Here is a 16,682-nt window from a genome sequence, read left to right on the forward strand (position 1 = left end):
TTCCGGCCAAATTTGTCGGTCATTTCAAAATTAAATTTATTGCTTTGTATTTGTTGCTTATGCAACAAAGGTTTTGAAATAACACGTTAAAATCAGGTGATAAGAAAATGTCCTCAAAAGAGCGGTTGTATTTATTTGACACGACCTTGCGTGATGGCGCGCAAACACAAGGTGTAGACTTTAGTGTGCAGGACAAAGTTCTGATTGCCGAGACACTCGACAAGCTGGGAGTTGATTACATCGAAGGTGGATGGCCGGGGGCCAATCCAGCTGATACCGAATTTTTCTCTGAAAAAAGAAGTTTTAAAAACGCGACCTTTACCGCCTTCGGTATGACTAGGCGCCCGGGCAGGAGTGCGTCAAATGATACCGGCTTAAAAGCGGTTCTGGACGCTGATACCCCAGCGGTTTGTCTTGTGGGCAAAAGCTGGGATTTTCAGGTTAAAGTGGCACTTGGCATTGAACTCGAAGAAAATTTAGAACTCATCAGCAGCTCGATCGCAGAATGCAAGCGTCTGGGACGTGAGCCCATGTATGATGCAGAACATTTCTTTGATGGTTATAAAGCAAATCCCGAATATGCGATTTCCTGTATTAAGGCTGCCTATGATGCAGGGGCGAGATGGGTTGTCCTATGTGACACAAATGGCGGCACGCTTCCCCATGAAGTGACCGAGATTGTAACTGAAGCCATTAAGCATGTGCCAGGTAGCCATCTTGGAATTCATACTCATAACGATACAGAAAATGCTGTTGCAAACAGTTTGGCAGCTATACTTGCAGGTGTCCGTCAGGTTCAGGGGACTTTGAACGGGCTGGGCGAAAGGTGTGGTAACGCCAATCTCAGCAGTCTTATTCCAACTTTATGCCTCAAAGAGCCATATAAAACTTTGTTTGATACAGGCATCTCAGAGGAGGGATTGAAATCCTTGACCTCCGTGTCACGCCTGTTGGATGAAATTTTGAATCATGCTCCAAATCGTCATCAGCCTTATGTTGGCGCCTCGGCTTTTAGTCACAAGGGTGGCCTGCATGTGTCTGCGGTTCAAAAAGACCCGACAACTTACGAGCACGTCGACCCGTCACTTGTCGGTAATCGGCGGGTTATACCCGTATCTGATCAGGCGGTAGATCTAACCTCTTGGCTCAATTTGAAGCATTCGGATTAAAAATTGATCCGAAAGATCCGAAAGTGGATCGTTTGCTCGAAGAAGTGAAAGAGCGCGAATATCGGGGCTACAGTTATGATGGGGCGCTTGCTAGTTTTGAATTGATGGCTCGTCGCCGTCTGGGGCAGGTCCCGGAATATTTTGAAGTGGAAAGTTTCCGCGTTCAGGTAGAGCGTCGTCATAATGCAAACGGGGAACTGATTTCGGTTTCAGACGCAGTTGTCAAAGTCGTTGTCGATGGTGAGCGGCTTATGTCTGTGGCTGAGGGAAATGGTCCGGTCAATGCACTGGATGAGGCGTTACGAAAAGATCTTGGAAAATATTCTGATTACTTAAAAGATCTGCGACTTGCGGATTTCAAAGTACGCATTCTGACGACGGGTACGGAAGCTGTCACGCGTGTACTCATTGAAAGTACAGATAGTAGCGGGCATCGCTGGTTCACAATAGGGGTATCCCCAAATATTGTTGACGCCTCTTTTGCGGCTCTTCTTGACAGTATTACCTATAAATTGTTGCGAGATGGAGCACCTGCCGGTAAACAAGGCGCCTGATATAATATCAGTTTAAAGGGCATCGGCTATGAGTTCGCCAAAAATAAACCCCGCAATAATTCTCGTAGAACCCCAGATGGGAGAAAATATCGGGGCGGCTGCCAGAGCCATGCTGAATTTTGGCCTGTCAGATTTGAGACTGGTTAATCCACGTGATGGCTGGCCCAATGAAAAAGCTGTGGCAATGGCGGCGAGCGCTGACAGTGTTCTTGAAAACGCCCGTGCATTCCCATCTGTCGAGGAAGCAATTTCCGATTTGCAACATGTCTATGCAACAACCGCCCGACCGAGGGATATGATCAAGCATGTTGCCACTCCAAAAGCTGCGGCTTTGGAAATGCATGAATACGCATCGCAGGAGACAGCAATTGGAATATTGTTTGGCAAGGAAAGCAGTGGCTTGGCAAGCATGATGTAACTCTTGCAGATACAATCATTACAGTGCCGCTTAATCCGGAATTTTCATCAATCAACTTAGCTCAAGCTGTCCTGTTGGTAGCTTATGAATTGTATCAGGCAAATGACGAGACGCCTGCAAAGCAATTACCACATGCTGAAAGACGGGCAAATAAACAGGAACTGGTGCATTTATTCAACCGGATTGAAAATGAACTCGATGAGAGGGGCTATTTCGACAATATTCAGCATCGCAGATCGGTAATTTTACGAAATATGCGCAACATGTTCGCGCGTTTTGCGATGCTCGACACCGACATTCGTGCTATGCAGGGGATAATCAAGGGGCTGACAATCAATAAAAAGGAAAAATAATGTCGACGATCAATCAGGGCGTTGCTGAACTGGGAACTATTAATCTGCATTATGCAGAAACAGGGGCTGACAACAAAGAACTGATTATTCTTCTGCACGGATTTCCCGAATTCTGGTTTACCTGGCGCAAACAGCTCCCTGTCTTAGGTGAAAAATATCACGCAGTTGCACCTGATATGCGAGGCTATAACCTTTCCGATAGGCCTGAGGGTGTGGAGGCGTATCGCATTAATCAGCTGATTGACGACATAAAACGATTGGCAAAACATTTTGGGGCAGATCAATTCTATCTGGCATCTCACGATTGGGGAGCTGCGGTGGCCTGGTCGGTCGCACTAGCCCATCCTGAATTGATAAAAGGATTAATGATCCTGAATGGACCTCATCCTTATATTTTTGCCAGATTGCTTGAAAATAATCCCAAACAAATAGCCCATAGTCAGTATATGGCTGATTTTCGTGAAGCAGGCATTGAGCAGAAACTTGCGGCGAATAATTTCAAATGGCTTTGGGACTGGACTTTTGCGGAGCATGAGCGTCGCGGACAGATTACTGCAGATGAGAAAGAAGAATATCTAAGAGCGTGGGGGCAGCCGGGTGCAATAACTGCAATGCTCAATTATTACCGCGCATCACCATTGAAACCCCGCCCTGCAAAAGAAGGGGAGAAGTCACTTGAGTTAACTCCTGAGCATTTTCATGTGAATGTGCCGACAATGGTTCTTTGGGGGGAGCAGGATCACGCGTTGATCCCGGAAAATCTCGATGGTATTGGTGATTTTGTACCTGACTTAAAGCTGATACGGTTGCCTGAGGTAACCCATTGGGTAACCCATGAAGCACCAGATCGTGTTAGTCAGGAAATTCTGGAATTTCTTACGGAAATCAAGGCGCGTTGATCCACAGTAAAATTGGTTGACAGGGTATTACGGATCAGTATATTGCCCACTTCCTGTGCAAGCCTCGTCGGCATGCCTTAAATCTCTATATTAATAGGACTTAAGCTTATGAGTAAACGTATTCAGGCTAAATATAAAATTGACCGCCGTATGGGTGAAAATATTTGGGGTCGCCCAAAAAGCCCTGTAAACACCCGCGAATATGGTCCAGGCCAGCACGGTCAGAGCCGCCGGGGTAAACTTTCTGATTTTGGTATCCACCTTCGCGCAAAACAGAAGCTGAAAGGCTACTACGGTAGCATTACAGAGAAAAGCTTCCGCCGTCTTTATGCAGAAGCTGTTCGTCTGCGCGGTGATACATCTGAAAACCTGATTGGCTTGCTTGAGCGCCGTTTGGACGCAGTCGTATATCGCATGAAATTTGTGCCAACTGTTTTTGCTGCTCGCCAGTTCGTCAACCACGGTCACGTTCTTGTAAATGGTAAAAAAGTGAATATTGCATCTTACCAGGTTAAAGTTGGTGATGTGATTGAAGTTCGCGAAAAATCAAAGCAGATGGCTTTGGTTCTTGAAGCAGCAGCGAGTGCTGAGCGTGAAGTTCCTGAATATTTGGAAGTTGACCATAAAAGCATGAAAGGAACGTTTAACAACATTCCAAAACTGGCTGATGTGCCATATCCCGTTGTTATGGAACCAAATCTGGTCGTCGAATTCTATTCACGCTAATAAAAATATTGGGATCGTGGCAGAGCCACGCTGCCAGTCAAAGAAAAGCCCGCGATTATTCGCGGGCTTTTTTATCTGTAATTATCGAGTATGCGCTCATATTCACCGCTATAAATTATCTCTCTCATCCCTTTGTTGAACTGCTCACGCGCGTCGATAGCGTGAGGGGATAATCTTGAAAAGCACATATAGTAGGGTGATTTTCTCACCGGATGATATTGTATGTCTCTACCGCCAGGTAATCTGGATAGAATATATTGAGACGTATTTCGAAACGAATAGAATGAATAAATCCTTCGCTCAATAAGCATTTCAAGGCCTGTTTCGGAACTTACCACTGGAACGACTTTCCTGTTCGCATCCAGTAATTCTTTATGCAGGTTGTATGATCGGACGACACCAATCGATTTCTTAAATAATAGGTTAGGGTCCTGCACCTGACCGTCAGTGGTCTTGGGATTATAAAAATAACCCACTTCCTGCAACCCCAGTTGATCTGAAAACAGGATCCAGTCTTCTCTTTCGGGCTGATAGGAACAGGCGCATAAGGCATCTGATTGACCATTCCTGACGCGTTCTGTGGCTCTTTTCCAAGGCATGTACCGAACATTCAGATCATAATCTGAATTCTCAAAAGCAGCGATTAGAAAATCGATATCATGTCCCCGACGACCGTCGGGAGCGCCTTCAATTTTTGAAGGAGGAAAGTGGGAGCAGGCAATTTCAAGTTCTGTCTTTTCCTCAACCGCTAATGATGTCCCCCCAGACACACTCAGCACAACAGAAATAGACAAACCCAAGAAGAGGCTTTTCACGTCATTTATCTCACATGGCACTTTTGTTTTAATGACATTCTCGCAACTGGATATTAAATTTTTGTTATTAAAATCCAAAAACAGCTACCTGTTCAATCCTTTTAACTTGAGTTTCAGTAATCACCCCCATATTTAGAGGTAACAAAACAGCGAAATTGAGGGGCAGATGGCATTTCTTGAAATTTTTAGTGATCCGGCGGCAATCGTAGCGTTACTCACTTTGATCGTAATGGAAATTGTCCTTGGAATAGACAATTTGATTTTTGTCTCCATTCTCAGCAATAAACTTCCTGCGCATCAGCAAAATAAAGCACGGATGATTGGAATAGGGCTGGCGATGTTTTTACGTCTCGCCTTGTTGTCACTCATTGCCATCATTGTATCGTTGACAACTCCGCTCTTTGAATTGTTCGGTCAATCCTTTTCCTGGCGAGATGTTATTATGCTTGCTGGTGGGCTTTTTCTGGTGTGGAAAGCTACCACCGAAATTCATCATCACATGGATGGAAAGGATGAAGAGGCTGACCTTGCAAAACAGGCGACAGCAGGCTTTGCAACTGTAATTGCCCAAATACTTTTATTGGATGTTGTTTTTTCTGTGGACAGTATCATCACAGCGGTTGGAATGACTGACGAAGTGACCATTATGGTCATTGCAGTTGTCGTCGCCGTAACAGTGATGTTGATCGCTGCCAATCCGCTATCAGAGTTTATTGGTCGGAACCCAACAGTAGTTATGTTGGCTCTTGGCTTTCTTTTAATGATTGGAATGGCGTTGATTGCTGAAGGTTTGGGTTTTCATGTACCAAAGGGTACATTTATGCTGCCATGGGTTTTTCGGCAGGTATCGAAGCACTCAATTTACTGGCAAAACGAGCCAGAAAGAAAAAATCCTCGGCTTAAATGACTGTTATGTATCCACCGCCGGATTGGTCAGGCTACCGCTACCTTCGGTAGCCTCACTGATTTTCGCAATTGAGCCATGAACTTTCACTTTTTTCTGCGCAATCAGCTTTAGTGCAAGAGGATAAATTCGATGCTCTTCAACTAAAATGCGCTGTGCAAGTATCTCGGGTGTGTCATCTTGCAGGATTGGAACAACAGCTTGGGCAATAATAGGGCCATCATCCATCTCAGGTCTTACAAAATGCACAGTACATCCTGTAAATTTGGTGCCTGACTCAATGGCTCTCTCATGGACGTGAAGTCCTTTAAATGCAGGCAGAAGGGATGGATGGATGTTGATAATACGATCGCGCCAGCATTAACAAATTCTGCTGACAGAAGGCGCATGAAGCCAGCTAGGCAAATCAGGTCGATTTTCTCTGAGGCAAGGTAGTCCGACAGAGCTGCATCAAATTCTTCACGCTCTTCGAACTCCCGATGATCAATGACCTTTGTCGGAATGTTATTCGCCTTGGCAAAATCAAGTCCAGCGGCGTCTGGATTATTGGAAAGGACACAGGCAATTTCAGCAGGGAAGCCCTCTGTTTTGCAGGCATTTACCAACGCCTGCATGTTGGAGCCGCGAGAGGAAATCAAAACTGCAACTCTCACTTTAGAAATTCCTCTTCGAGAGATTTAATCACGACTTGTTCTTGCGCGCCTGAGCGTTTGACCAATCTGCCAACTTCGTAAACCGTTTCTCCGTCTGCTTGCAGTTGCTCAATAAGGTCTGCTTTGTGACTTGGGGCTACAGCCACAATCATTCCAAGCCCACAATTAAACGTTGTTGCGAGCTCTCTGGCGTTGATGTTCCCAATTTCAGCCATCCATTTAAAAATACCGGGAAGGCTCCAGCTATTCGCATCAATTTCCGCACTTAGATGATCAGGGAGTATGCGCGGGATGTTTTCATATAATCCCCCACCGGTAATATGCGAAAGGGCTTTAATATGTCCGTTTCGAATTCCTTTGAGGCAACTTTTAACGTAAATGCGGGTCGGGGCGAGCAAAGCATCTCCGAGGATTATCGATGCATCAAAAGGAGCCGCTTTTTCCAAGTCCAAATTAAAATCTTCAATGAGTTTGCGCACCAAAGAGTATCCATTTGAATGAATACCACTGGAAGCAAGGCCCAATAAGATATCACCGTCGCTAAGTGTATCAGCTCTCAAGAGCTGGTCTCTTTCAACAGCCCCAACGGTGAAACCGGCCAAATCATAATCACCTGCTGCATACATGCCCGGCATTTCTGCAGTTTCACCGCCTACAAGGGCGCAGCCAGCCTGCTTGCATCCGTTTGCAATTCCCTCAATTACGTCTTTGGCTGCCGCAACATCCAGTCCTCCGGTTGCGAAATAATCCAGGAAGAAGAGGGGCTCAGCACCTTGTACAACCAGATCATTGACGCACATGGCAACCAGATCAATGCCAACGGTGTCATGTTTGTTCAAATCAATTGCGAGTTTCAGCTTGGTTCCCACGCCATCTGTGGCCGATACCAGCAGGGGGTCATTGAAACCTGCAGATTTTAGATCAAACAATGCACCAAAACCACCCAGATCAGCGTTTGCACCAGAGCGTTTTGTCATTGCCGCAAGGGGTTTAATTGCATCGACAAGTGAATTACCTGCCTCAATATCGACACCTGCGTCTTTATAACTGTAACTTTTTTTGGAGGTTTCACTTGTCATAAGATATGCTCTATCCAATGTCCCGATTCAATTGGGCTCACCATACTTTTTTTCCAGTGGTTTGCAATGACGGAAACAAAACAAAATTCAAACTTGTCCATGATAGCACGAATTATCCTGCTTGCCTTTGCCCTAATTAGCGCACCGCTTACTCTGGCTGCGGCAGGGGAATTATTTTCAGCTCGTGGTATTTCTGTCGACAGGACAGCGAATACTGCGAGCGAGGCGCGTGAGCTTGCAATTGTCGAGGCGCAACGACGCGCGTTTTATGCATTACTGCGAAAACTCACTCCCCAAACATATCATCCTGAATTGCCTCAGCTGGATGATGAAGCAATTGCGCCAATGGTTGTGGGTGTGCAGGTAAAAAACGAAAAAACGTCACCCACCCGTTACCTTGCCGATTTTACCGTGGATTTTAAGAAGGAAATGGTGCTTCCGATTTTGGCAGCGCGGGATATTCCCTATTCAGAAAGCGTCAGCAAACCAATTTTGGTCTTACCTGTTTTCGAAAACAAAGGGGTCAAGAATCTGTGGGATGAGCCCAATCCATGGCGTGATGCCTGGATTGAAATATTTGACGCAAAGCAGGGACCTGAAGGGAGCGAGAAACGCCGGGACGATTGGGCCCAAGCACCAGTGCTTCCCGTGATAGTTCCTGCAGGTACACTTGAAGATATTAAAATGATTTCGGTTGATGATGCGATTTATTTGCGTGAGGAAGCCATAGACGAAATCGCAAAAACCTATAATGCGGGGAGTGTTTTGGTGACCTATGCTAGCCTGCAAACACAAAATGGTATTCGCAGGCTTGATATTTCATACCAACGCAATGACGCCTTTTCCACGGCAATAGTTGAAACCTTTACCGGTGGCGATACAGATCGCGAGATTTTTCGCGCAGCTATATTTGATCTGTTTACCAATCTGCAGGAAAGCTGGAAGGATCAGAATATACTGAACCGGGATATTCAGAATAAGCTTGCAGTATCCACATCAATTTCGGGCCTTCGTGACTGGATTGAAATCAAAAAGAAAGCGGAATCAATACCCGCAATTCAAAAGCTTGATGTCAAAGAATTATCCGTCGACAAAGTGTTTTGGGAAATATCTTTCCTGGGTAATCTCTCTCAATTGAGAACAGCGCTCGGTCAACGTAATCTGATTCTGGAAGATGATCAGGGTTACTGGACTTTAAATCAGGTTAATTAGTTCATATCTCATAATAATTCGAAATCTGCTAATCCCGGTTACTGACAGTGAACATCCCTAACTCCATAACCATGGCCCGCATATTTTGCGTGCCCCTGATTGTATGGCTGATATTATCAGACCAGATGCTGGGTGCTTTTGTCGTTTTTGTTCTGGGCGGAGTTTCAGATGCACTCGATGGTCTGATCGCCAAACAATTCAATTCAATCACCCGACTTGGAAAGTATCTTGATCCAGTAGCAGACAAGATATTGCTGGTTTCAATCTATATAACCCTTGGGATGAAAGAGGATCTGCCAAGCTGGCTTGTGATCCTTGTGGTGAGCAGGGATATCATGATTATTGGTGGGATCGTTTTTTCCTATCTAATGGGTGTAAAGGTCCGAATTCATCCGGTTTTGATCAGTAAGGCCAACACTTTTTTTCAGATACTGCTGGCAGCACTCATTTTGGGTAACGAGGCGTTTGATCTGGCCTTGGGAATTGTTATTGTCATCAATGTGTATATTGTGGCAATCACTACCGTTCTGTCCGGTTATCAGTATGTTACCACCTGGATCTCGCAAAACAGCGATGGCTAACCACAAGAGGAATGCCATAAGGAAAGTGTAATGACAATTAAACAGCATATCCGTTTCTGGGCGATTGCCATTATCGTTTTTGTCGCAGCATTGATTTTGCTGCGCTCAATACTTCTGCCTTTCGTACTGGGTATGGCCGTTGCCTATTTTCTGGACCCTGTTGCTGACAAGCTGGAAGAAAAGGGGCTAGGCAGAACAACAGCAACTTCATTGATTGTGGGTATATTTTTACTCGTGACCATTTTGGGAGCGGTTCTTCTGGTTCCCGCCTTGGCTGAACAGTTGATCGGTTTAATCAAGAGGATGCCAGGCTATCTTCAGGCTACCTTCAATTTTATCGGTCCCATTGTCTCCGACCTTTTTGATTTAAAACATCAGGATGGTGAGGGGAATATAAAGACCTTTCTCAATGAGCATGCCAGCAGTGCACTGAAAAATATCGCCTCAATCACCACCAAAATCTTTGATCAGGGATTGGCTTTCTTCAATCTTATAAGTTTGCTTGTGATTACACCTGTTGTTGCATTCTATTTACTTCGCGACTGGGATTTGATTGTGGAGAGGATTGATGGCTGGCTGCCACGCAAGCAACAAAAAACCATTCGCGAGCTGGCCAAACAAATTGATGATGTATTGGCTGGGTTTGTCCGTGGTCAATCAACGGTTTGTTTCATACTTGCTATTTATTACGGGGTTGCACTTTTATTTGCTGGGTTGGAATTTGGTCTGGTGATTGGAATTCTGACCGGCCTGATCTCCTTCATTCCATTTGTTGGCGCTATTGTGGGCGCAATTGCTTCGATAGGCGTGGCCATCTTCCAGTTTTGGCCTGACTTTTTCCAAATTGGGATCGTGGCAGGCATTTTTGTTGTCGGTCAGGTGCTCGAAGGATACGTCCTGACACCGAAACTGGTTGGAGGAAAAGTAGGGCTGCACCCGGTATGGGTTATGTTTGGGCTTCTCGCTGGCGGCACTCTGTTTGGATTTGTTGGTGTGTTGGTGGCTGTTCCTGTGGCCGCTGTTGTCGGTGTTCTCAGTCGTTTCGCCCTCACGCAATATATGAACAGTCCGATTTATGGCGATGCCAATAAAATCGATCCGGATAAAGGTGCTTCATGAAGCAGATTCCCTTGGATTTTGCTTTTCGCTCCGCAGTTGGACGCGAAGATTTTCTGGTGACCTCCCAAAATGAAGAGGCGGTTGCCTGGATTGACAACTGGCCCAATTGGCCAAACCCTCTGTTGCTGATAATAGGCCCATCTGGATCGGGAAAATCTCATTTAGCGCATATATGGGCGCAAAAAAGTAACGCTGTCACATTGAAATCAGAAGACCTTTGTGATCTGGATATTAACGCTCTGACAGAAGTTGCACGGCATAATCTGATACTTGAAGATATCGGTGCAGGTATTGCTGAGAAACCCTTGTTTCATCTCTATAATCTGGTAAAGGAAAATGGCAGTTCCATGCTCATGACCAGTCGCAATTCTGTGCGGTCATGGGATATCCAGTTGCCTGATCTCAAATCGCGTCTGGGTGCTATTCAGATTGCCAATATTAAACAGCCCGATGACTCATTATTTGCTGCCATTTTGTTAAAACTGTTTACTGATCGTCAAATTGCGGTTGCACCGGATGTTATTCAATTTCTTGTAATGCGTCTTGAGCGGTCTTTTAGCAGTGCCCTTAATGCTGTTAGACTGATTGATAGCTTGTCGCTTTCTGAAAAGAAGAAAATTACAATTCCGCTGGTTAAAAGAATTCTTGAAGCAGAGGACAATTCGGCTCAAACTGAAATCTGATTTGATCCAGACTAGCTACAGATAAAGTAATATTGCTGGAAACAACAATGAGGGAAGGTTATGAGCATGCGGGCATTTTTATTTGGAGCGTTGACCTCCGTTTTCTTTATTTCTGGAGCCATGGCAAATGATGTTACCGGCGTGTGGGAGACTGTTGAGGGAAAGAGTCACGTCGAAATCTCAGCTTGTGAAGGCAATAAATATTGCGGCAAGATTATTTGGCTAAAAGAGCCCAACACTGAAAAAGGGACGCCAAAGCTTGATATAAATAATCAGGATGAAAGTCTGCGTAATCGACCCATTGAAGGTATTCAGATACTTAAAGATCTGGAAAAAGTGAGTGAAAATGAATGGGACGATGGAACAATATATAATCCTGAAGATGGGAATACTTACAGTTCTGAAATGGTTTTGATGGATGAAAACACCTTAAATGTAAGTGGTTGCGTATTATTTATTTGCAAAGAACAAACCTGGACACGGCTTAAAGACTGAATTTTCTTCGGGGCCTGTCATAAATTGGTGATAATTAACGTATAATGGAGATTAGTTGCTTCATAGATTGAAATGGATCCCTTGATGAATTCACCTCAACCGGTAGACATGGATATGGATATTGCGGGTATTGATTTGACGACGGAACATCGTTTTATTAACCGCGAGCTTTCTTGGCTGTCCTTTAATGGCAGAGTGCTGGAAGAGGCTGAAAACAAGGACCATCCACTGCTTGAGCGCCTCCGTTTCTTATCAATTTCCGGATCAAATCTTGATGAATTCTACATGGTCCGCGTAGCAGGGTTGTGGGGACAGGTGAACGCCCGCATATCGACACTAAGCCCGGATGGATTGACGCCAGCCCAGAATCTGGAGCAGGTGGATGCCAAGGCGGCCGTGCTAATGGATCATCAGCAAACAGTTTGGAAGCAACTCTTAACAGAGCTTGAGGCCGAAGGAATATCCCTTGTATCCATCGACGATCTGGACGATGAAGACAAACAATGGCTACAGACTTATTTTGAGGAGCAGGTATTCCCCGTCTTAACGCCTATGGCCATTGACCCTTCGCATCCTTTTCCCTTTATCCAAAATCTGGGATTTGGAATGATTTTGGAGATGGAAGCCAAAAAGAAGGAGTCCAGTCTAAAAGCGCTTATTCCCCTACCTCAGGCGTTACGGCGTTTTGTGCGTCTGCCGGGCCCTCAGATCCGCTTTATTTCACTGGAAACGATGGTTACCCTGTTTTTGGGCAAATTATTTCCAGGACATAAGGCTGTCGGCTCGGGTCTATTTCGGGTAATTCGCGATAGCGATATTGAGGTTGAAGAAGAAGCCGAAGATCTGGTTCGGCTTTTTGAAACGGCTCTTAAACGCAGGCGCAGGGGGAGCGTAATTCGCCTGAAAGTCGACAAGGGAATGCCTGAAAACCTGATGAAATTGCTAGCGGCCGAAATTGAAACGGACCCGCGAGCGATTACTATGGTGGACGGAATCCTTGGTATTTCACAAATTTCCCAAATGATAACCGATGAACGGCCTGATCTGGTATTCAAACAGGCTGAGCCCAGGTATCCGGAACGCGTGCGGGAGGCCGGGGGAAATGTTTTTAATGCAATCAGCATTAAAGATTTTGTCGTGCATCACCCATATGAAAGCTTTGATGTTGTGGTTCAGTTTCTGCGTCAGGCGGCTGCTGATCCGGATGTGGTGGCAATCAAACACACTTTGTATCGGACATCGGCAGATAGTCCCATTGTAAAAGCCCTGATTGAAGCGGCGGAGGCTGGGAAGTCAGTGACAGCCCTGATTGAGCTTAAAGCGCGCTTTGATGAAGAGGCGAATATCAAATGGGCCCGTGATCTGGAACGAGCAGGCGCACAGGTCATATATGGGTTTTTGGATCTGAAAACCCACGCCAAGGTATCCGTTGTTGTTCGCAGGGAAGGGACAACACTGAAAAGTTATATGCATTTTGGTACCGGCAATTATCATCCCGTCAATGCCCGTATATATTCTGATTTATCCATGTTTACGGATGATCCGGATTTGGCCAAGGATGTGACCTTGATGTTTAATTATATTACGGGATACGCAAAACCCGTGGGTCTGTCCAAACTCTTTCTCTCACCCTATAATCTTCGGGAATCTCTCATGGAGATGATTGACAGGGAGATCGAGTTCGCAAAAGAAAGAAAACCGGCTTCTATCTGGGCAAAACTGAATTCATTGGTTGATCCACAAATTATTGACGCCCTTTATAAAGCCTCATGTGCAGGCGTTTCCGTTCGACTGGTGGTGAGGGGAATATGCTGCTTGCGTCCGGGGGTTCCTGGCTTGTCGGAAAATATTCAGGTGCGAAGCATCATTGGTCGTTTCCTCGAACATTCACGAATGGTGTGCTTTGGAAATGGCAAGGAAATGCCGTCTGCAGATGCCAAAGTATTTTTAACTTCTGCGGATTGGATGCCCCGTAACCTTAACCGCAGGATCGAAACTCTCGTACCAGTGACCAACGAGACAATTCACCGTCAAGTACTCGACCAGATTATGGTTGCCTGTATGAAGGATAATCAGCAAACCTGGATATTAAAACCGGATGAGAGCTATCACCGGCTAACAGGGGAAAAGGATCCATTTTCCGCTCATAACTATTTTTTGACAAATCCATCTTTATCTGGACGCGGAAAAGCATTAAAGGTGGATACGCCGGTGCCGGAATTGACACCACCGACATAAATCACTGGGCAGCAAGAGTAAAACCAAGTGCAAGATATTGTAGATAGCCGAGATCGGCGCCTGGATCCCGTTGTAGCAACTTCGCAGAATATGACTGCTGTTATCGATATTGGTTCCAACTCAATCAGGCTTGTGGTGTTTGAAGGGCCGGTTCGCGTTCCGATGCCCAAATTTAATGAAAAAGTGCTTTGCGGGTTGGGCCGTGACCTTGGTCAATCGTCCATGTTAAATGCTGAAGCGATGGAAAAGGCGATGGCTGCGCTGCAGCGATATACGTTTCTGGTAAATCACATGGGAATTGACCGTGTAATTGTTGCCGCAACGGCTGCCGTTCGCGAAGCTGAGAACGGTGCAGAATTTGTCGCCGAAATCGAACAGGAATGTGACCTTAATGTTCAGGTTCTAAGTGGTAAACAGGAAGCCCGTTATGCCGGGCTGGGTGTTCTTTCGGGAATGCCATATGCAAACGGGCTTGTTGGCGATTTGGGCGGTGGTAGTCTGGAGCTTGTGAATGTTGGTGATCACAAGATCGGAAATACCTCTACGCTTCCATTGGGTGCTCTTCGATTGTCGCGAATGTCATTTACCAAATCAGAACTAATCAGTTATCTACACAGTCAGTTTGAAGATGTTGATTGGCTGGATAAGGTCGCCGGCAAGAATTTTTACGTTGTTGGCGGTGCATGGCGGGCTTTGGCGAAATACCATATTCGCAAAACGGGTCATCCTCTCAACATCATCCATAACTATAAACTGCCTTATGACGAGGTAATGCGTCTGATCCGTGAAATTCTTGCCTTTTCAGATCAAGACATTAACCGAAACCCCTATATCCAAAGCTCCCGAGCCGGTACTCTTAAAACGGCAGCAACAATAATGGAGCAACTGTTTCAATTCACACGACCAAAAAATGTGATTTTTTCGGCCAATGGTCTTCGTGAAGGATTGCTGTTTTCAGAGCTGAAAAAACCAGTTCGTAAAATTGATCCATTATTGGAAGCGTGCAGAAATATGGCAGCAAAGGAAGGCCGCTTTGCTGAGCATGGCGAAGAAATTTACAGTTGGTTGAGTGACGCTTTTTCCGAGCTGGGAAATAAAGGTAAACGGCTGGCACTTGCGGCAGCCACACTTTCAGACATTGCTTGGACAATGAGCCTGACTATAGGGCTCCACAAGCTTTCAGGCGTATATTTAGAGCGCCATTTAGTGGTATCGGGCACAAAGGCCGGGCGATCATCGCATTGGCCGTTTACGCCCGATATAGAGGGAGCTTTATCGGAAACGCTCCAGATGACGCTTTGGCGCTTGTGGATAACGAAGCCCGTCAGCATGCCTTGAGTCTGGGCTTAGCTCTACGACTCTCTCACTCATTAAGTGGTGGTACTCAGGGTATTCTCCCGCGAACCAAACTCATTTCCAAAGAAAATGAGATTATACTGGAAGTTCCAGATGATCTGTCTGCTCTGCTCGGAGTGCAGGTAAACAATCGACTTGCAGCATTGGCCGGTTGCCTCGGTAAATCTCACTCCATTCGGATTAGGGAAGATCTATAACCTGAATGTTGTTGTCTTTTATTGTGAACGCAATTTTTCCTTCTTTGAGGGCGAGGGCATCTTTTCCAAAGACCTCATATCTCCAACCATGCAAGGCAGGTACGTCAGCGTTGCTGTCCGCTGCTATTTTTTCCAGTTCTGCTGAGTTGCAGATCAGTTTTTGAGCCACGCCGTTTTCTTCACATTTGAGTTTTAAAAGAACTTTCAGCAATTCAGTTAGTGGTCCGAGCCCTTTCACGGGAGGTTTCTTTTGCGCGACAACAGGGCAGTCCTCGTCTGGAACAGCTTGACCTTGTGCAACGGCTGCTAGTAGCCCTGCACCCATTTTTCCTTCGGCAAATTTTTTACCTATTCCGCGAACATGACTTAGTTTTTCTGCAGATTTGGGTGGATTTGATGCAATTTCGAGCAAAGCTTCGTCGCGAAGAATCCGATTGCGCGGAATATCCTGCAAATGTGCCTGATTTTCCCTCCATGCGGCAATTTCTCGCAATATTGCAAGAAATCTTGGCTTATTGTTTCTTGTCTTAATACGCTTCCAGGCATTTTCGGGAGGAATGAAATAGGTGTCCGGGTTCTCAAGTATCTTCATTTCACTTGTGAGCCAGGAGAGTCTGCCGTTTTCTTCCAAGCTGGCTGTGAGCTTTTTATAAACTGTCCTCAGATGTGTTACATCAGCCATGGCATATTCAAGCTGCCTGTCAGTCAGGGGTCTTCTGGACCAGTCCGTGAATCGGGATGATTTGTCGATGCGTGCTCCCGCCAGATGGATACAAGGGTGTCGTAGCCCACAGATTCTCCGTATCCGCAAACCATTGCCGCGACCTGTGTATCAAATATGGGCGTTGGAACATTACCGCTTAAATGATGGAAAATTTCCAAATCCTGCCGGCCCGCGTGAAAAACTTTTAACACGCTGTCATTTTGCAACAATTGATATAAAGGGTCTAAAGAGATGCCTTTTGCCAATGGGTCAATAATTGCAGATTCATCCTCAGATGCAATCTGGACCAGACACAGCTTGGGCCAGAAGGTACTTTCTCGCAGGAATTCTGTATCGATTGTGACGAAGGGATGCGATGAAAGTCGGCTGCACAGCGTTTCCAACTGGTCTGTCTGGGTGATAATCTGCATTATTTTCAGTTACTTTGTTCGTTGTTTTCGCAAATCTGCGGGTAAAAATTGTAAAAAATGATCAAATAGGGACGTTAGATTATTTTATTGCATAAAG

General features: G+C 45.6%; 14 protein-coding genes and 5 pseudogenes. 14 read left to right on the forward strand and 5 right to left on the reverse strand.

Annotated elements, in window-relative coordinates; all coding sequences use genetic code 11:
- Positions 1 to 107 precede the first annotated feature (107 nt).
- The 5 genes and pseudogenes from cimA to rpsD all read left to right on the forward strand — a co-directional run bounded on the left by cimA (position 108) and on the right by rpsD (position 4,119).
- Positions 108 to 1,723: pseudogene (gene cimA / locus JCM23214_RS20215) on the forward strand (citramalate synthase).
- Positions 1,724 to 1,751: 28 nt separating this feature from the next.
- A complete protein-coding gene (locus JCM23214_RS24445; protein ID WP_199899498.1) occupies positions 1,752 to 2,141 on the forward strand; it encodes an RNA methyltransferase in 390 nt (129 codons plus the stop codon).
- A gap of 74 nt (positions 2,142 to 2,215) precedes the next feature.
- Positions 2,216 to 2,494: a hypothetical protein gene (locus JCM23214_RS24450; RefSeq protein ID WP_199899499.1), complete on the forward strand. Its 279-nt coding sequence runs from the start codon at positions 2,216 to 2,218 to the stop codon at positions 2,492 to 2,494.
- A complete protein-coding gene (locus tag JCM23214_RS10355; RefSeq protein ID WP_025898889.1) occupies positions 2,494 to 3,393 on the forward strand; it encodes an alpha/beta fold hydrolase in 900 nt (299 codons plus the stop codon). The genes JCM23214_RS24450 and JCM23214_RS10355 overlap by 1 nt, the downstream gene beginning before the upstream one ends.
- 108 nt (positions 3,394 to 3,501) lie before the next feature.
- Positions 3,502 to 4,119 (forward strand): 30S ribosomal protein S4, encoded by a 618-nt coding sequence (rpsD, locus tag JCM23214_RS10360; RefSeq protein ID WP_025898890.1) that lies wholly within the window; start codon positions 3,502 to 3,504, stop codon positions 4,117 to 4,119.
- 71 nt (positions 4,120 to 4,190) lie between these two features.
- Here the strand turns inward: rpsD and JCM23214_RS10365 are convergent, their stop codons facing one another.
- Positions 4,191 to 4,934: a substrate-binding periplasmic protein gene (locus JCM23214_RS10365; RefSeq protein WP_159104337.1), complete on the reverse strand. Its 744-nt coding sequence runs from the start codon at positions 4,932 to 4,934 to the stop codon at positions 4,191 to 4,193.
- 166 nt (positions 4,935 to 5,100) lie between these two features.
- On the opposite strand from JCM23214_RS10365, the pseudogene JCM23214_RS20225 reads away from it, so the two are divergent.
- Positions 5,101 to 5,837: pseudogene (locus tag JCM23214_RS20225) on the forward strand (TerC family protein).
- Positions 5,838 to 5,844: 7 nt separating this feature from the next.
- Here the strand turns inward: JCM23214_RS20225 and purN are convergent.
- Positions 5,845 to 6,452 (reverse strand): annotated as a pseudogene (purN, locus tag JCM23214_RS26680) (phosphoribosylglycinamide formyltransferase).
- 35 nt (positions 6,453 to 6,487) lie between these two features.
- Positions 6,488 to 7,570 (reverse strand): phosphoribosylformylglycinamidine cyclo-ligase, encoded by a 1,083-nt coding sequence (gene purM / locus JCM23214_RS10380; protein WP_025898892.1) that lies wholly within the window; start codon positions 7,568 to 7,570, stop codon positions 6,488 to 6,490.
- Positions 7,571 to 7,636: 66 nt separating this feature from the next.
- On the opposite strand from purM, the gene JCM23214_RS10385 reads away from it, so the two are divergent.
- The 8 genes and pseudogenes from JCM23214_RS10385 (at position 7,637) to JCM23214_RS26690 (ending at position 15,451) form a co-directional block, all read left to right on the forward strand.
- Complete coding sequence (locus JCM23214_RS10385) at positions 7,637 to 8,782, forward strand: DUF2066 domain-containing protein (protein ID WP_025898893.1); 1,146 nt, start codon at positions 7,637 to 7,639, stop codon at positions 8,780 to 8,782.
- Between the two features lie 47 nt (positions 8,783 to 8,829).
- The gene (locus JCM23214_RS10390; protein WP_025898894.1) at positions 8,830 to 9,363 is read left to right on the forward strand and encodes a CDP-alcohol phosphatidyltransferase family protein; all 534 of its coding nucleotides are present in this window, start codon (positions 8,830 to 8,832) and stop codon (positions 9,361 to 9,363) included.
- Between the two features lie 30 nt (positions 9,364 to 9,393).
- Entirely contained in the window at positions 9,394 to 10,482 is a 1,089-nt protein-coding gene (locus JCM23214_RS10395) for an AI-2E family transporter (RefSeq protein WP_025898895.1), read from the forward strand.
- Positions 10,479 to 11,165 (forward strand): HdaA/DnaA family protein, encoded by a 687-nt coding sequence (locus JCM23214_RS10400; protein ID WP_025898896.1) that lies wholly within the window; start codon positions 10,479 to 10,481, stop codon positions 11,163 to 11,165. Before JCM23214_RS10395 ends, JCM23214_RS10400 begins: the two co-directional genes overlap by 4 nt.
- A gap of 66 nt (positions 11,166 to 11,231) precedes the next feature.
- Complete coding sequence (locus JCM23214_RS10405; protein ID WP_159104338.1) at positions 11,232 to 11,660, forward strand: DUF2147 domain-containing protein; 429 nt, start codon at positions 11,232 to 11,234, stop codon at positions 11,658 to 11,660.
- An 84-nt stretch (positions 11,661 to 11,744) separates the two neighbouring features.
- The gene (locus JCM23214_RS10410; RefSeq protein WP_025898898.1) at positions 11,745 to 13,898 is read left to right on the forward strand and encodes an RNA degradosome polyphosphate kinase; all 2,154 of its coding nucleotides are present in this window, start codon (positions 11,745 to 11,747) and stop codon (positions 13,896 to 13,898) included.
- A 162-nt stretch (positions 13,899 to 14,060) separates the two neighbouring features.
- Positions 14,061 to 14,855, forward strand: a pseudogene (locus JCM23214_RS26685) (Ppx/GppA phosphatase family protein); the annotation flags it as partial.
- Between the two features lie 185 nt (positions 14,856 to 15,040).
- Complete coding sequence (locus JCM23214_RS26690) at positions 15,041 to 15,451, forward strand: hypothetical protein (protein ID WP_369405896.1); 411 nt, start codon at positions 15,041 to 15,043, stop codon at positions 15,449 to 15,451.
- Here JCM23214_RS26690 and JCM23214_RS20240 read toward each other — a convergent pair.
- Together JCM23214_RS20240 and JCM23214_RS24465 are read right to left on the reverse strand one after the other, a co-directional pair.
- Positions 15,435 to 16,133: a ribonuclease D gene (locus tag JCM23214_RS20240; RefSeq protein ID WP_234397694.1), complete on the reverse strand. Its 699-nt coding sequence runs from the start codon at positions 16,131 to 16,133 to the stop codon at positions 15,435 to 15,437. The genes JCM23214_RS26690 and JCM23214_RS20240 overlap by 17 nt on opposite strands.
- A gap of 6 nt (positions 16,134 to 16,139) precedes the next feature.
- Positions 16,140 to 16,585: pseudogene (locus JCM23214_RS24465) on the reverse strand (ribonuclease D); the annotation flags it as partial.
- Between the last annotated feature and the right edge of the window lie 97 nt (positions 16,586 to 16,682).

The organism is Sneathiella glossodoripedis JCM 23214 (genome assembly GCF_000616095.1).
GTDB lineage: Bacteria > Pseudomonadota > Alphaproteobacteria > Sneathiellales > Sneathiellaceae > Sneathiella > Sneathiella glossodoripedis.

Excerpts from the sequence above, each read along its gene's own strand:
- JCM23214_RS24445 (WP_199899498.1), top strand. The coding sequence starts at position 1,752 with ATGAGTTCGCCAAAAATAAACCCCGCAATAATTCTCGTAGAACCCCAG.
- JCM23214_RS10400 (WP_025898896.1), top strand. The coding sequence starts at position 10,479 with ATGAAGCAGATTCCCTTGGATTTTGCTTTTCGCTCCGCAGTTGGACGC.
- JCM23214_RS10385 (WP_025898893.1), top strand. The coding sequence starts at position 7,637 with ATGACGGAAACAAAACAAAATTCAAACTTGTCCATGATAGCACGAATT.
- JCM23214_RS10405 (WP_159104338.1), top strand. The coding sequence starts at position 11,232 with ATGCGGGCATTTTTATTTGGAGCGTTGACCTCCGTTTTCTTTATTTCT.
- JCM23214_RS10410 (WP_025898898.1), top strand. The coding sequence starts at position 11,745 with ATGAATTCACCTCAACCGGTAGACATGGATATGGATATTGCGGGTATT.
- rpsD (WP_025898890.1), top strand. The coding sequence starts at position 3,502 with ATGAGTAAACGTATTCAGGCTAAATATAAAATTGACCGCCGTATGGGT.
- JCM23214_RS20240 (WP_234397694.1), bottom strand. The coding sequence starts at position 16,133 with ATGGCTGATGTAACACATCTGAGGACAGTTTATAAAAAGCTCACAGCC.
- JCM23214_RS10395 (WP_025898895.1), top strand. The coding sequence starts at position 9,394 with ATGACAATTAAACAGCATATCCGTTTCTGGGCGATTGCCATTATCGTT.
- purM (WP_025898892.1), bottom strand. The coding sequence starts at position 7,570 with ATGACAAGTGAAACCTCCAAAAAAAGTTACAGTTATAAAGACGCAGGT.
- JCM23214_RS10355 (WP_025898889.1), top strand. The coding sequence starts at position 2,494 with ATGTCGACGATCAATCAGGGCGTTGCTGAACTGGGAACTATTAATCTG.